The following is a 16464-nucleotide window of genomic DNA, read 5'->3' as shown; positions in this document are numbered from 1 at the left end:
ATGATGGGGTATTCCAAGATTTCGGTGCTTGCGATGACGGCTGCACTGGGCACAACCGTGTTCTTTGCGCCAAACGCATCGGCGCAACAATACTCCCCGGTTTCGAATGACAGCAGCGTTCAGGTGAACTGGGACGTTGCAGATGGCTATGGCGGGCAGCCGACCGTTCCGCAATATCTGTCTCCCACCGTTTCGCGCGATCATATCGTCATGCCGGGCGGTGATCTGATTTTCCCGGAAACCCGACCGAAATCGACCTTCCTTGCCGCTGAACAGTTTGCCAGTGCGACAGGCAATTCTGCCTATGACGGCGGGTTTGAAACCGTTGTCATTGACGGATCAAGCGGCGGCGGCAATGCCTTCCCGACCCAATCAGAATTTTATGGCGTTCCCGGCGTCGTTCCAAATGCAAACCAGCGTGTTGCAGACATTGATGATGGCGCAAACCAGACCATTGCGCTGACCCAGCCGGAACCGACCGCCGCACCGCGCAGCAAACCGGTTGCACCCCCTGTGACCGAAAGCAGCGCATCGAACGCACCGACGCCGCTGACCAAGCCTACTCCGGCACCGGAGCCCGAGCCGACTGTCGCACCGGCGGCACCGGAACCAACCCCGGCTCCGACAACTTCCCCGGCGACCGAGACAGCAGAAGTATCTGATGCCCCTGTGGCACCGCCTGCCCCGGTCGAGGAAAACAACGCAGCACCCGCACCGGCAGCACCGGAAGTCGCACCGATTTCCGACACACCTGCGCCCCCGGCAGCCCCTGCACCAGACACCACCCAGCCTGCGACCGAGATGGCAGAACCGGCGCCCGCGCCGACGGTGCCACCGGCACCGGCTGAAGAAGCATCCATCCCGCCAGAGACCTCTGCACCGGCTGCAATGCCGGCCAACGGTGGCGATGAATACAGCCTTGGCTTTGCCGCTGACAGCTTCGAGCTGAGTGCAGCTGCCAAAAGCCAGCTCGACAGCGTGATCGCAACGATGGGACAGGATGAAGATCTTCGAATTCAGTTGCAGGCCTATGCGCAGGGTGACGGGGCGAATGCCTCCAAGGCGCGTCGTCTGTCGCTGTCACGCGCGCTTCAGGTGCGTTCCTATCTGATTGACAGGGGTGTGCGCTCCACGCGCATTGATGTTCGTGCCCTGGGTGCGAATGTTCCGTCCGGCCCCGCAGATCGCGTCGATATCAAAACCGTTCAACGCTAGGATTAATCCGCTATGAGCAGCAATTCGGCCAGTGGTACGGGATCCCTCCCGCCTATTACCAAACCCGGTAGTTATCTGACACGCATGGCAATCTTTGTTGCCATCATCGCCGGGGTTGGCGCCCTGCTGTTCCCGGCGCTGTCTGATGCCTTTATGGCCAATGCTGTTCTCAATGGCCTGATCCTTGGCGTGTTTGTGGTTGGTGTCATTTACACCTTCCGCATGGCCGCAAGCCTCTCACCCGAAGTGACATGGATCGAGGATTTCCGTCGGTCCCGCCCCGGTCTGACGTCGCAGGTGCCGCCGAAACTTCTGGCCCCGATGGCCAGCATGATGGCCGAACAGCGCCGCGATCGTCCGCAGCTTTCGACGACGTCCACCCGGACGATCCTTGATTCGATCCGCTCCCGCCTCGATGAAAGCCGCGAATTGTCGCGCTACGTCGTTGGCCTTCTGGTGTTCCTGGGTCTGCTTGGTACCTTCTGGGGCCTGCTTCAGACCGTGAACTCGGTTGCTGGTGTGATCAGCAACGTCAATGTCGGTAGCGGGTCCAACATGGACCTTTGGTTCTCCGAGCTCAAAGACGGCCTGTCAGAACCGTTAAGCGGCATGGGCACGGCGTTTTCGTCCTCGCTGTTTGGTCTTGCAGGCTCCCTTGCCCTTGGCCTTCTGGACATGCAGGCCGGTCAGGCACAGAACCGTTTCTTCAATGACCTTGAAGAATGGCTTTCAAGCTTTACCCGCCTTGGTTCGGGTGGTGGCATTTCCGATGGTGAACAGTCTGTTCCGGCCTATCTTTCGGCCCTGATCGAACAGATGGCCGATAATATGGAAGGGTTGCAAAACTCCATCCAGCGGTCGGAAAGTTCACAGATCAAATCGCACAACACCCTGATTGATCTGGCGGACAAGCTATCCACCCTGACCGATCAGATGAAGGCCGAACAACAATTGATGGTCAAGCTGGCTGAAAACCAGATGCACCTCAAACCGGTTCTCGATCAGCTGGCGGATTCGATGAAAATGGGCAGCTTCGGGATTGATGATAATACCCGCGCCCACATCCGTTCGCTTGACAATACGCTTGGCCGTATTGGCGAAGAACTGACCATGGGCCGCCAGCAATCCACACAGGAAATCAGAAGCGAGATCAAGCTCCTCGCCCGGACCATCGCCGCCATCGCCGAGGAGGGCTGATCGAATGATCGGGCTTTCGCGCCGTCGTAACCGCGATGTAAATACCTGGCCGGGCTTTGTTGATGCACTTGCCACACTTTTGATGGTGATCATCTTTCTTCTGATGATCTTTGTCATCGCGCAGGTCTATCTGGGTGCAGCCCTTTCCGGGCGTGACGAGGCGCTAAGTGATCTGACCGCCCAGGTTAACGAGCTGACCAATCTGCTGTCACTTGAACGTGGCAACAATCAGCGTATGGAACTCGAACTCACCCAACTGACGACCGAGCTTTCCAATACCGCCGATCAGCGTGATGACCTGCGTGCGCGTGCGGCCACCCTTGCCGATCAATTGGCGGCAGCCGAACTTTCAACGGACGAAATCGAACAGAAACTTCTGGCCGCCCTGGCATCACTTGAAGACAAGGAAGCCGAACTGACCGAGCTTCGCGAAACCACGGGTGAAAAGATCACTGATCAGGAAACCCGTATTGGCGAGTTGTCGGCCCTTCTGGCATCGCGCGCAGCCGAGTTGGAAGAACAGAAGAACCTCAGTGACGAAGCCAAGGCACAGGTTGCGGCGCTTAATCAGCAGATGTTGGCCCTGCGCCAACAACTGGCCCGGATCGAAGCCGCGCTTGAAACGTCCGAACGCGAGAACGAGGAAAAGGACGCCCAGATCGTCAATCTTGGCAATCGCCTGAATGCGGCCCTTGCCACCAAGGTTGCCGAGTTGCAGCGGTATCGTTCTGAATTCTTTGGTCGCCTGCGTGAAGTATTGGGTGATCGTCAGGATATCCGCGTTGTCGGGGACCGGTTTGTTTTCCAGTCCGAAGTTTTGTTTGGATCGGGTGAGGCAGAGCTTGGCGAGGAAGGCAAGGATCAGTTGGCCAAACTGGGTGAAACGCTGACCACGATTGCCGCCGACATTCCCGATGACATCGACTGGGTGATGCGTGTTGACGGCCATACCGACAAGGTGCCGATCCGAAACCTTCAGTTCGCTTCGAACTGGGAGCTTTCGGCTGCGCGTGCGATTTCGGTGGTCAAGTTCCTGATTGATCAGGGCGTCCCGCCGAACCGTCTGGTTGCCGCAGGCTTTGGCGAGTATCAGCCACTTGATAACCGCGACGATGAAATCGCCTATCGCCGCAACCGCCGCATCGAGTTCAAGATTACCGAGCGGTAAGTTAAGGCACCTGAATACAGCTTTTAACGGCACCCTTTAGGGGTGCCGTTTTCATTTGGGCGCATTGAAATCCAACAAAAATGGAACCAATCCGCGTTGTGTTACGTTTAATACAGATGAGCCTTTCAACAAAAAAGGAGGCCCAAATGACCAAAACACATCGCGAGACCGTTGGCGTTTTTGACGACATCAAAATACTCCAACAGGCGGCAGATGATCTGGCGCAAGCCGGGTTTGATCAGCAAAAGGAGCTTAGCCTTCTTGCGAGCGATAAAACCGTCGAAGACAAGCTTGGCCATATTTATCGCAAGGCCGAAGATGTCGACAACGATCCTGATATGCCACCACTGGCCTATACAACACCAACCCCGATTGGCAATGCCGAAGGCGCACTGATCGGCGCCCCGATGTATGCGGCGGCCTTTGGTGCCGCCGGTGCCGTGATTGCGGCGGGTGGCCCGATTGCCCTGACAATTTCGGCAATTCTCGGTGCGGGCGGCGTTGGTGCTGCGGCAGGCGGGGTGATTGCCGCAATGGTTGGCAAAAAGTACTCCACCAAATTGCAAGAAGAGCTGGATCAAGGTGGCTTGTTGCTGTGGGTCAGAACACCTGATCCGCAGACAGAGGAACGCGCCAAGGATGTGCTTGGTCGTCACGAAGCGCGCCTGATTGAAACCCATGACGTATCAAATGCCACGACCAAGCGTGACGTGGTCTGATGCGCGTTCACCACCAACAGTTTGAGCGCTGCATTCCATATGGGCGCAATTGCAGGCGTCCCCAAACCGTTGTCGCGTGACGCCTGACGAGCGAAACAAAACCCCGCCGGATTGCTCTGGCGGGGTTTTGCCTTTGCACGGTCCCTTGCCCCCGGGACCGCACATCGGGGTTTTGATCAGAGGGACTTTGTGCAGAAATAGAAGTCCACATAATCATAGGCGGGATTGGATGCGCGTTCTGCGGCGGCCTTCGCGGTATGGGCCGGCGGAACAATAACCTTGTCGCCCGGTTTCCACCCTTCGGGCGTGGCAACGCCGTTCTTGTCACTGGTCTGCATGGCGTCGATCATGCGCAGGCATTCGGTAATGGAGCGCCCGTTACTCATCGGGTAATAGACCATGGCGCGCAACATACCATCAGGATCAATGATGAAGGTCGCACGCACAGCAGACGTGTCCCCCGCCCCCGGATGGATCATGCCATAGGCCTGGGCGACTTCCATCTTCAGGTCTGAAATAATCGGAAACGGGATTTCCACACCGAAATTCTGCTGGATGTTGCGCATCCAGGCGATGTGCGAATGGGTGCTGTCAATCGACAGGCCCAGCAATTCGCAATTGCGCTTGGCGAATTGATCGGCATGTTTGGCAAAGGCGATAAATTCGGTTGTGCAAACCGGGGTGAAATCAGCAGGATGGGAAAACAGGACAAGCCATTTGCCGCGATAGTCCGACAGGGCTCTGATACCATCGGTGGTCGGGGCCGTAAAATCCGGTGCAGGTTCATTGATCCGCGGCAGACCGACACGAATCTGGGGGGATACAGTCATTGTCAGGCTCCTTGGTCAGGAAATATCGTCCACTCCATTTGAATACATTATAATTATTTAATTCTTCGTCCTATACGATGATGTAAATCAATCAGCTGTTGGTTTTTTACGCAGAACATCGCCAAGCAACGCCGTTTCTGGTTCGTGCAACTATGTTGGCTGGCCTCCCTGACATCACGCCTGAGCAATACCGCGCCGCAGCAGCCCGGCACCGCCACTGCGCCTTGTTCTTTTTCACTGGCCTGCCTTCTTGCTTCTGGTTAAGGTCAGCGCGCTTGCCACCATACTTTCAACGACTTACAATCCTGCGGAGCTCCCATGCTGCGTGATATTTCGCCCCAAAGTATTTTCATGGGCCTGCTGGCCGGTTTTGTTGGCTCTGCCAGTTCGTTTGCGGTTGTGCTGCAAGGCCTTACCGGCGTTGGTGCCAGCCCGGATCAGGCGGCATCGGGCCTGATGGCGCTTTCCATTTCCATGGGCCTTTGCGCAATTGTTTTATCCCTTAAGACCCGTCTTCCGATCAGTATCGCCTGGTCAACACCTGGTGCGGCCCTTCTGGCGACATCTGGTGCCATTGAGGGTGGATTTGCGGTTGCCGTTGGTGCGTTCATTGTTTGCGCCATCCTGATTATCATCAGTGGCGTTTGGAAACCGTTGGGCTGCGCTGTTGCTGGTATCCCGGCCCCCTTGGCAAACGCGATGCTGGCCGGTGTTTTGCTGGGTCTGTGCCTTGCGCCAGTCAAGGCGGTTGCCTTTGATCCGTTGCTTGGTCTTCCGATTGTGATTGCATGGATTGTCATGGGCCGGTTCAACAGGTTGCTTGCCATCCCGGCCGCTTTGTTGGCCTTTGTTGCCGTGATGGTGTTCGGCATTGAGTTCCCTGAAAATGCCCTTGCCGATCTGGGTGGAGCAATTGCGCCGCCCGTTGAATTCGTCATGCCGGAATTCACATTGGCCGGACTGGTCGGCATTGCCTTGCCCCTTTTCATCGTCACCATGGCATCGCAAAACATTCCGGGTACCGCGGTTCTGCGCGCCAATGATTATGACACCCCACCGGGGCCGCTGTTTACTGTCACCGGGATATTCTCGTTACTCTCAGCCCCATTTGGTGGCCATGCGGTCAACCTTGCTGCCATCACCGCCGCGCTTTGTGCTGGCAAGGATGCCCATCCCGATCCGGCCAAACGGTATTGGGCCGCTGTTTCGGGCGGTGTTTTCTATATCGTGTTTGGCCTTTCGGCCGGGTTGGTGACCGCGTTTATCAGTCTGGCACCTGGCATCCTGATCGAGGCGGTCGCAGGTCTTGCCCTGATCGGAGCGTTTGCCGGATCCGCCGTTGCGGCCTTCAAGGACGAAGACGGACGTGAAGCAGCCGCCGTGACCTTTATCGTCACCGCAGCTGGCCTGACATTCTATGGGATTTCGGGTGCGTTCTGGGGCTTGCTTGCCGGTGGGCTGATTTACTTCCTGACGCATCTGCGCAATGGCAAAAAGAAACCGGACTGAAAGCTCAGTCCGGTTTCGATCTTCGGTCTTAGACCAGTTTGATTTTGGGTTCGGTGCTTGGTGGTGTTTCTGCCACCTGCCCGTCTGTCAGTTTCGAAACAGCTTCGAACTGGGACAAGAAAACCTCGCCGGTCAGCTCATCAAGAAAGTGGGTCTTTTTCAGGCGATCCATGACCGGGCCTTTGACCTCGGACAGATGAAGGGAAATGCCCATTTCCTCAAGCCGGTGGTTGATCGCCTCAAGCGACTCAAGCGCGCTTAGATCAATCTCGTTCACGGCCGAGCACATCAGAACCACATGCTTGAGGTTCTTGCACCCGACCACCCGGTCATAGAGGTAATCCTCAAGATACCGCGCATTGGCGAAATAAAGGCTTTCATCAATCCGGATCGTCAGGACCGATGGATGGGTGATGACCTTATGACGCAGGATGTTGCGGAAATGCTGGGTATCGGGCACAAGGCCGACCTCGGCAATATGCGGGCGTGATGTTTTATACAAAAACAGCCCGATCGACAGAACCACACCGGCGGTCACCCCGACCTCGACGCCAAGACCAAGGGTCAGAAGGATGGTTGCCAGAACCGCAATGAAATCCGCCTTGGAATATTGCCAGCTGGTTTTCAGGATCGAGAAATCGACCAGCGACAGCACCGCAACAATGATGGTCGCGGCAAGGGTTGCCTTTGGCAGGAAATACACCAGCGGCGTCAACGACACAGCGGCAATCGCCAAACCAACGGCGGTAAAGGCACCGGCAGCAGGTGTCTGCGCCCCGGCATCAAAGTTCACGACCGAGCGGGCAAAACCACCCGTCACCGGATAACCGCCCGTAAAGGCCGCCCCGATATTGGCCGCCCCCAGACCAATCAGTTCCTGATCCGGGTTGATGCGTTGACGGCGCTTGGCCGCCAGCGTCTGCGCGACCGAGATCGATTCAACAAATCCGATCACAGAAATCAGGATCGCCGGTACCAGAAGATCGGCCATCAGCCCCGGGCTGAAGTCCGGCATGGTCAGCGGCGGCAGACTTTGCGGTACCTCGCCCACGATCTTTACGCCTTTTTCGGCCAGACCAAGATACCAGGTCGCCGCCGTGGTGGCGAACACAGCAAAGACCGGGCCCGCCTTGGTCAGGACATCAGCGGTACGAATGCCAAGACCCAGTTTGCGCAAGGCGGGCTTAAGGCCCTTGCGCACCCAGAACAGAAAGCCCGTGGCGCAAATGCCAATGATCAGGGTCGTCTGATTGGTTTCGGGAATATGGGCAATCAGGGAGGTGACAATTTCCCAAAGGTTATGGCCACCGGCATCCACACCAAGAATGTGTTTGAGCTGACTGGCGGCAATGATCATGCCCGATGCGGTAATAAAACCGGCAATCACCGGGTGTGAGAGGAAGTTGGCCAAAAAGCCCAGCTTGAACACCCCCATCGCAAGCAGGATCGCCCCGGAAAGGGCCGCAAGCGTCAGGGCGGCCAGTGCATAGCCCATGGTGCCGGTTTCGGCAATATTGCCCACGGCGGCGGCCGTCATCAGGGAAACAACCGCCACCGGACCGACCGCAAGTGCGCGGCTGGTGCCAAAGATGGCATAAAGAATGATCGGCGCGATGGAGGCATAAAGCCCCGCCTCGGGCGGCAGACCGGCCAGCAACGCATAGGCAAGCGATTGCGGGATCAGCATGATCGTCACGATCACGGCTGCAATCATGTCGTTGCCAAAGGCCGTCCTGTCATAGGTCTGTCCCCAATCAAAAATCGGGACATATTTCCGAAGCATTTTGAAACGCATTGATCGATCTCTTAGATCAGAGTTGGCCCAAGGCAGCGTGATCGCTGCCTTGGACGAAGGGTGTTTTAGGTGCCTGTGACTTTTTCAGGCTTGGCCAGCCATTCCTTGCCGCGCAGCATTGCCTTCCAATAGATCGGTGGCAGGATTTTTTCCTTAAGCAACCAGGCAAGGTGGGACGGCTTGGTGCCATCGATCAGCCATTTCGGGAAGGACGGCAAAAGCGTTCCGCCATACCCGAATTCGGCAAGCACAATGCGACCACGTTCGACGGTCAGCGGGCAGGACCCATAACCGTCATACTGCGCGACCGGGGATTTGCCATCGATATCGGCAACCACGTTTTCGGCAACAACCGGGGCCTGTTTGCGGGCCGCAGCAGCCGTTTTGGCATTGGGTGCGTTCATCACATCGCCCAGCGACCAGATGTTGCTAAACGACTTGTGACGCAGGGTCGCCTGATCGACATCCACCCATCCGGCGGCATCTGCCAGCGGGGACACACGAATGAAGTCCGGTGCCACCTGCGGCGGGCAGACATGGATCATGTCAAAGGACTTCTCAACGCGTTCGACCTTGGTGTCGGGCTTGGCGACATCGAACCAGGCCTTTTTTGCCTGCCCGTCAATCGCCACCAGATTGTGGAAGAAATCAAGATGTGCGTCGTATTTCTTCACATAGCTTTCAAGCGCCGGGACATAGTCCTTTACCCCGAACAGCACGCCACCGGCATTGCAGAAATCGATATCAATGTTCTTCAGAACACCGGTGCGATGCCAGTGATCGGCCGAAAGATACATCGCCTTTTGCGGGGCACCAGCACATTTGATCGGCATCGGCGGCTGGGTGAAGATCGCCTTGCCTTCGCGCATCGAGGAAACCAGTTCCCACGTGTAAGGCGCAAGGTCATAACGATAGTTCGACGTCACACCATTACGGCCGAGCGTTTCGACCAGACCTTCAACCCGGTTCCAGTCAAGCTTGAGCCCCGGACAAACGATCAGACGGTCATATTTGACCACCCGGCAGCCATCAAGGATGACAGCATCGTCTTGCGGCTCGAACGCGGCAACGGCGGCCTTGATCCAGTGCACGCCCTTGGGGATCAGCGATCCCATGGTCTGGGCTGTGGTGCTGGCTTCAAACACGCCACCGCCAACCATGGTCCAGCCCGGCTGGTAATAGTGGATATCGGCCGGGTCTATTACTGCGATCTCAAGCCCTGAACGACGGGCGATCAGGCTGGATGCCACAGAAATACCGGCAGCACCGCCACCGATGATCACGACGTCATATTTTGCATCGCCCTGATCGGTCGGCGTTTTGCCGCCATTGACAATCCGGCGGACAACACCGCCCATGTCATAACCGGCCGCCTTGGTGGCGCGAAGGATTTCGCTGGTATCAAGATGCGCGGCCTGGCTCAGCGACCAAAGTGTCGTTGAACGGGTGCCGGTGCGGCAATAGGCAAAGACCGGTTTGGGCAATTCATCATAAAGGCGGCCAAAATCACGGGCATCATCATCGCTGACCTTGCCCGACACAATCGGCTGATAGCGGACCTCAAGCCCGGCTTCCTTGGCCGCGTTTGAAATCTCTTCAAAGGTTGGCTGATCGGCACCCTCGCCGTCCGGACGGTTACAGACGATGGACCGGAAGCCGCGCTTGGCGATTTCCTTGATATCGTCTGCAACGATCTGCGGACTGACGGAGAACCCGTTGCTTATTGTTTTGATTTCCATGGCTTTTCCTCACCTGAGTGTTGATCAGAGCCCGTTTACCGGGACTTTCAGCATTTTTTTGCCGCTGCTATCCGTCGGCACCTGACCGGCGCGCATATTGACCTGAAGCGACGGAATGATCAGACGCGGCATATCAAGCTGGGCATCACGTTCGGTGCGGAACTTGATGAAATCTTCGCGGGTTTTGCCTTCACCAACGTGGATGTTGTGCTTTTTCTCTTCGCCAACGGTGGTTTCCCACTTGATCTCACGACCGTTGGGGCCGTAATCGTGGCACATGAACAGACGCATGTCGTCCGGCAGGGCGAGAAGCTTCTGGATGCTGTCATACAGCGTCCCGGCGTCACCGCCCGGGAAGTCGGCACGGGCCGATCCGCCATCAGGCATGAACAGGGTATCGCCGACAAAGGCGGCATCGCCCATGACATGCACCATGCAGGCGGGGGTATGACCCGGGGTATAGATGGCAAAGCAGGTCATGGAGCCGACCTGATAGGTATCGCCATCTTCAAACAGGCGATCAAACTGGCTGCCATCACGCTGGAATTCGGTGCCTTCGTTAAACACCTTGCCAAAGGTGTCCTGAACAACCGTGATCTTGCTGCCGATGCCAAGTTTGCCGCCGAGCTTATCCTGAATATAGGGTGCTGCCGACAAATGGTCGGCATGGACATGGGTCTCGATGATCCATTCCAGTTTCAGGCCATTATCCTTGATAAAGGCAATGATGTTATCGGCGTGGGTAAAGGTGATCCGACCCGCCGCATAATCGATATCCATCACGGAATCGACAACCGCACAGGCGTTGCTTTCCGGGTCCTTGACCACATAGCTGATCGTGTTGGTGTCTTCGTCGAAAAAGGCCGTAACTTCGGGTTTTACGGACATATTGACCGGGTATGCAGACATGGAGTCCTCCTAAACAACTGCCTCCGTGCCGCCTTATGATTGGCGCGCACCGGATGGGTTTGCGATGTCCCTTGCCCGCCTTGTTTGCGGACAAAACATCTGGCTATGGTCTTTATTTTAGGAGTTCGCGATGTGCACTTCAGTGATGAAGTCACCAAACATCGAAACATTAACACCTAATAATTCTAAAGTCGCAGGGCGGCCGTGCTTGCGGGTGAAATTCTAGCTCTGCGCCAGTTTTTCCAACGCCGCACGATCAATCAGCCGGATGGTACCGCGCGATTGTTCGATCCAGCCGCGACGCTGAAATTCCTGAAGCTGGCGCGAAATCACTTCACGTGCAGAGCCCAGCTCGACCGCCAGTTTCTGATGGGTTGCTGACACCGTATCATTGTCCCCGGCCAGTTCGATCAGCTTGTGGGCCAGACGAATATCAAGCTTCTGGAACGCGATTTCCTCGATCACCATGAACAGGTCGGTGATGCGTTTGGAATAGGCGGTAAAGACAAACTGGCGGAACTCGATTGAGTCCGAGACAAGCTTGTCAAACACCTTGCGCGGGATTGCCACTGCGCGGGTTTCAGTTTCGGCAATCCCCTCGGCCGAATAATCCTCATAGGCCAGAAGGCAGGCCGTCGTCAGAACGCAGCTTTCGCCCGCATGAACGCGATAAAGAACGATTTCACGACCGGTATCGGATGTCTGTTGCACACGCACAGTGCCATCGAGAAGCAGCAACAGGTGTTCCGGCGACTTGCCCGGTCCGAAAATGACCGTATTGGCCGGAACGGTGACGATCTTGCTTTCTTCGACAAGGTAGGATCGGATGGCATCGGGCAAACGTGACAGACCCGGAAACTGGTCGATCCAACTCAAAACCTTATCCCCCTTGAAAGCGTGGATTAAAACTACATCCCGTTCGATGTAAAAGTAAATTATCCCCGATGCAACTGTACTTTGGAATATCTATGAAAACGGGCAGCTAATTGCTGCCCGTGCTGTGAAAGTATGCAGCGATGCCGTAATGACGTGATGGCAGCGCCCTACTCGGTTTTCTGTGGCGGGATGTGCAGATTGCCCTTCCCATCAATTTCCCAGAACGGATTAAACGCCACTTCCCACGCATGGCCATCCGGATCACGGAAATAACCGGAATACCCGCCCCAAAAGACCTTTTCGGCAGGTTTCTGGATTTTGGCCCCGGCTTTTTGCGCCTCCGCCATCACCTGATCGACTTCTTCTTCGCTGCGCGCGTTATAAGCCAGCGTCAATCCGGCAAAGCTGGCACCTGTGTCATCATCAAATTGACCGTCTTCCTTAAGCGCATCGCGCCCGAACAGGCCAAGGGCAAGACCGTTGGACAGCTGATAAAACACCACCTGCCCTTCAACCATTTCGGTCATCTGCCAGCCGAGGCCACCTTCGTAAAAACGCCGCGATCGATCCAGATCCGCAACACCCAGAGTAATCAGCGAAACACGCTGTTCCATTTCACGCTCCTTGCTGTGCGCACCCAAAACCCGCGCGAGATTAACACAGCGCGATAACCCCGCCGAGCATGGACTCGACCTAACGGGCAATTTCGCACTGCAATAGATGCGCAATTTTATTGCGCGTAAATCGGTACCGGAATAAGTAAATAATAAGTTGACCTTACGTCAACAGATGCAATCAGGCGTTTTGCATAGTGCGATGCGACTTCGCTTTGAAAAAAGGTCAGTCTTTATTACCATTTCAAGGTCAGGCACAGGTCCCGCACACCCGACCTGACAGATAAATTAAAGGTCATACCGAAACACTGCACAAACACCCATATCAATAAAAGCAGTGCATTGGGCCCGAAATGACCCCGCATATCAGAGAGATTTCAGGGAGACCGGTCATGGCACAACAATTGGCGGCAGTCCAACTCGACGACAAATACACGCTTGAGGAAGGCCGGGTTTACCTTACAGGTATCCAGGCACTGGTCCGTTTGCCCCTGATGCAGCGCCAGCTTGATGCGCGCGCGGGGCTTAATACTGCCGGGTGCATTTCGGGATATCGCGGATCGCCGCTTGGCGGACTTGATCAGCAACTTTGGCGCGCCCAAAAATTCCTGACCAAACAACAGATCGAATTTCAGCCGGGCGTGAACGAAGACCTTGCCGCCACCGTCGTCTGGGGCAGTCAGCAGGTCAACATGTACAAGGATGCCAAATATGATGGCGTCTTTGGCATGTGGTACGGCAAGGGCCCGGGTGTTGACCGGTCCGGAGACGTTTTCAAGCACGCCAACCATGCCGGCACATCAAAGCATGGCGGTGTTCTGGTTCTGGCCGGTGATGACCACAGTTGCAAATCATCCACCCTGCCCCATCAGACCGAATATGCCTTTATCGATGCGCAGATCCCGGTTCTGAACCCATCCGGTGTTCAGGACATTCTGGATTACGGCCTGCATGGCTGGGCGATGAGCCGCTATTCCGGTTGCTGGGTGGCAATGAAAACCATCGCCGAAACGGTGGAAAGTTCGGCCGCGGCTGATGTCGCCCCGGATCGCATCACCCCCGTCATCCCGACCGACTTCCCCATGCCCGAGGGCGGTCTGCATATCCGTTGGCCCGACACGCCCAAGGAGCAGGAACATCGCCTGATGAAATACAAGCTCTATGCCGCACTGGCATATGCGCGGGCGAACAAGCTGAATAAAACCGTGATCGACAGCCCGAATGCGCGGCTTGGCATCATCACCACTGGCAAGGCCTATCTTGATGTCATGCAGGCCTTTGATGACCTTGGCATTTCCGAAGAAGACGCCGCCAAGATCGGCATTCGCGTGCTTAAGGTCGGCATGAGCTGGCCGCTCAACCGCGAGGATGTCCGCGAATTCGCCCTCGGGCTTGAGGAAATCATCGTCGTCGAGGAAAAGCGCGCGGTGATGGAAAATCAGGTCAAGGAACAGCTTTATAACTGGCGCGAAGACGTCCGCCCGACCGTGATCGGCAAGTTCGATGAAAAGGGCGAATGGATCCTGCCATCGATGGACGAACTGACGCCGGCCCGCGTTGCCGTGGTTCTGGCCGAACGAATCAAGCGGTTCTATGACAGCCCGGCCATTCATGGACGCATCGACTGGCTTGCCGAAAAAGAAAAAGAAATTGCCGAACCGCGCCCGGATGTTGCACGCATTCCATGGTTCTGCCCGGGTTGCCCGCATAACAGTTCGACCAAGGTCCCCGAAGGTAGCCGTGCCATGGCCGGTATCGGGTGCCATTACATGGTCAACTGGATGGATCGATCCACCGAAACCTTTACCCATATGGGCGGCGAAGGTGCGACATGGATCGGACAGGCACCGTTCACCCACACAAAGCACGTTTTCCAGAACCTGGGCGATGGCACCTATTACCATTCAGGCTCCCTTGCCGTGCGGGCCGCCGTCGCATCGGGTGTGAACATCACCTATAAAATCCTGTTTAACGATGCAGTCGCCATGACGGGTGGCCAGCCGGTTGACGGGCCACTGACCGTGCCGCAAATCACGCGCCAGATGTTTGACGAAGGTGCCAAACGCATCATCGTTTTGTCAGATGAGCCCGAAAAGTATCCAATGGGTGCGGACTTTGCGCCGGGCGTTGACGTCCGCCATCGCGATACGCTTGATGACACCCAGAAAGAACTGCGTGAAATCGAAGGCGTTTCAATTCTGATCTTTGACCAGACTTGTGCAGCCGAAAAACGCCGCCGTCGCAAGCGCAAGCTGATGGTGGATCCGCCCAAGCGCGTGTTCATCAATGATCTGGTCTGCGAAGGCTGTGGCGATTGTGGTGAACAGTCCAACTGCCTTGCCGTGGTGCCGGTCGAAACCGAATTTGGCCGCAAACGCGCGATTGATCAGTCAGCGTGTAACAAGGATTTCTCCTGCCTTAAGGGCTTCTGCCCAAGCTTTGTGACCATCGAAGGCGGCGAGCTTCGCAAACCCGATGCAGCAGCCAAGGGCGACACCGGCACAGACGCTGTCTTTGCCAGCCTGCCGCGCCCGACCCTGCCCGCGATTGATGATCCGTGGTCGGTTCTGATCACGGGTGTTGGTGGCACGGGTGTTGTCACCATTGGCGCGTTGCTTGGTATGGCCGCCCACATTGAGGGCAAGGGTATTGTTGGCCTTGATATGGCAGGCCTTGCCCAAAAAGGCGGGGCGGTTGTGAGCCATATCCGCTTTGCCAATGATCAGAACAAACTGCATGCCGCGCGCATTCCGGCTGGTGAGGCCAATGTGGTTCTGGGTTGTGATCTTCTGGTGGCGGCAAGCTATGAAGGGCTTGCCAAGATGCGCCGTAACTTTACCCAGGCGGTGATCAATACGCACGAAACCGTCACGGGGGCCTTTACCCACAACCCGGACTTTGAGCTTAAAACCAACGAGCACATGAAGGTCATCAATGATGCCTGTGGTGCCGATGGTGTGCATTTTGTCGAAGGCAGCGACATTGCCACCCGCCTGATGGGCAATTCGATTGCGACCAACCTGTTCATGCTGGGTGTAGCCTGGCAGCGCGGCCTGATCCCGATCAGTGAAGAAGCGCTGATGCAGGCGATTGAGCTTAATGGCGTGTCGATTGACATGAACAAGCAGTCCTTCCATTGGGGGCGCCTGTATGCCCATGACCGCAACCGCGTGATCGAGGTCGTCGGCCCGAACGAAGCCGAAGCCCATCCGATCGCGACGGAACTTTCCGACATCATCGCCAAACGCCGCGCGTTCCTGACTTATTATCAAAACGCGGCCTATGCCGATCGCTTTAGCACCCTTGTCGATAAGGTCGCAGCAGCTGAGAAACGCCTTGGTGACGCGGATGATCTGGCCCGGACAGTAGCGAAATACTATTTCAAACTGCTGGCCTATAAGGACGAGTATGAAGTTGCCCGTCTTTACACCGATCCGGCGTTCCTGAAAAAGGTCACCCAGACCTTTACCGGGGACTACAAGATCAACTTCCATCTCGCCCCGCCGTCACTTGCCAATGCCGATCCGGAAAGTGGCAAGCCGCAAAAGTCGGTTTACGGTCCATGGATGATGTCGGCGTTCCGCGTGCTGGCGAAACTGAAGTTCCTGCGCGGCACCAAACTTGATCCGTTTGGCCGCAACCCGGAACGCAAGATCGAACGCCAGTTGATCACGGATTACGAAAAACTGGTAACCGAAGTCCTTGATGGCCTTAGCCACGAAAATGCGCGCATCGCCAAGGCATTGCTGGCCCTGCCCGAACACATCCGCGGTTACGGCCACGTCAAGGAAGAACATATCGCCAAGGTCAAGGTGCGCGAAGCCGAACTGCTTGAACAGTTCCGCAACCCGCCCGAACATCTCAAGGCGGCGGAATAAGCCAAAAATCAAAAG

At 56.3% G+C, this 16464-nt stretch carries 12 protein-coding genes; 6 read left to right on the top strand and 6 right to left on the bottom strand.

Annotation, left to right across the window (positions count from 1 at the left end):
- From AUQ41_RS21310 to AUQ41_RS06025, 4 genes are all read left to right on the top strand, one after another.
- Positions 1-1215, top strand: a complete 1215-nt coding sequence (locus tag AUQ41_RS21310) for an OmpA family protein (RefSeq protein WP_063087172.1) — start codon at positions 1-3, stop codon at positions 1213-1215.
- Positions 1216-1227: 12 nt separating this feature from the next.
- Entirely contained in the window at positions 1228-2412 is a 1185-nt protein-coding gene (locus AUQ41_RS06035; protein WP_008891359.1) for a hypothetical protein, read from the top strand.
- A 4-nt stretch (positions 2413-2416) separates the two neighbouring features.
- Complete coding sequence (locus AUQ41_RS06030) at positions 2417-3580, top strand: peptidoglycan -binding protein (protein WP_063087171.1); 1164 nt, start codon at positions 2417-2419, stop codon at positions 3578-3580.
- Positions 3581-3726: 146 nt separating this feature from the next.
- Positions 3727-4299 (top strand): hypothetical protein, encoded by a 573-nt coding sequence (locus tag AUQ41_RS06025; RefSeq protein WP_063087170.1) that lies wholly within the window; start codon positions 3727-3729, stop codon positions 4297-4299.
- A 176-nt stretch (positions 4300-4475) separates the two neighbouring features.
- On the opposite strand, the gene AUQ41_RS06020 is transcribed toward AUQ41_RS06025, so the two are convergent.
- The gene (locus AUQ41_RS06020; protein WP_063087169.1) at positions 4476-5129 is read right to left on the bottom strand and encodes a peroxiredoxin; all 654 of its coding nucleotides are present in this window, start codon (positions 5127-5129) and stop codon (positions 4476-4478) included.
- Between the two features lie 318 nt (positions 5130-5447).
- Between AUQ41_RS06020 and AUQ41_RS06015 the strand changes: the two genes are divergently transcribed.
- Positions 5448-6638 (top strand): benzoate/H(+) symporter BenE family transporter, encoded by a 1191-nt coding sequence (locus tag AUQ41_RS06015; protein WP_063087168.1) that lies wholly within the window; start codon positions 5448-5450, stop codon positions 6636-6638.
- Positions 6639-6666: 28 nt separating this feature from the next.
- On the opposite strand, the gene AUQ41_RS06010 is transcribed toward AUQ41_RS06015, so the two are convergent.
- From AUQ41_RS06010 to AUQ41_RS05990, 5 genes are all read right to left on the bottom strand, one after another.
- Positions 6667-8433: a SulP family inorganic anion transporter gene (locus AUQ41_RS06010; RefSeq protein ID WP_063087167.1), complete on the bottom strand. Its 1767-nt coding sequence runs from the start codon at positions 8431-8433 to the stop codon at positions 6667-6669.
- 65 nt (positions 8434-8498) lie between these two features.
- Complete coding sequence (locus tag AUQ41_RS06005) at positions 8499-10172, bottom strand: bifunctional protein tyrosine phosphatase family protein/NAD(P)/FAD-dependent oxidoreductase (RefSeq protein WP_063087166.1); 1674 nt, start codon at positions 10170-10172, stop codon at positions 8499-8501.
- 24 nt (positions 10173-10196) lie between these two features.
- The gene (locus tag AUQ41_RS06000) at positions 10197-11081 is read right to left on the bottom strand and encodes an MBL fold metallo-hydrolase (RefSeq protein WP_063087165.1); all 885 of its coding nucleotides are present in this window, start codon (positions 11079-11081) and stop codon (positions 10197-10199) included.
- Between the two features lie 222 nt (positions 11082-11303).
- The gene (locus AUQ41_RS05995; RefSeq protein ID WP_063087164.1) at positions 11304-11957 is read right to left on the bottom strand and encodes a Crp/Fnr family transcriptional regulator; all 654 of its coding nucleotides are present in this window, start codon (positions 11955-11957) and stop codon (positions 11304-11306) included.
- Positions 11958-12124: 167 nt separating this feature from the next.
- Positions 12125-12571: a VOC family protein gene (locus AUQ41_RS05990; protein WP_063087163.1), complete on the bottom strand. Its 447-nt coding sequence runs from the start codon at positions 12569-12571 to the stop codon at positions 12125-12127.
- Between the two features lie 392 nt (positions 12572-12963).
- Between AUQ41_RS05990 and AUQ41_RS05985 the strand changes: the two genes are divergently transcribed.
- Entirely contained in the window at positions 12964-16449 is a 3486-nt protein-coding gene (locus tag AUQ41_RS05985) for an indolepyruvate ferredoxin oxidoreductase family protein (protein WP_063087162.1), read from the top strand.
- Positions 16450-16464 lie beyond the last annotated feature (15 nt).

The organism is Thalassospira sp. MCCC 1A02898 (genome assembly GCF_001618185.1).
In the GTDB taxonomy this organism is placed as follows: Bacteria; Pseudomonadota; Alphaproteobacteria; order Rhodospirillales; family Thalassospiraceae; genus Thalassospira; species Thalassospira tepidiphila.
The sequence above is the reverse complement of the archived record's forward strand: the minus strand, read 5'-3'. Positions and strand labels throughout refer to the sequence as shown.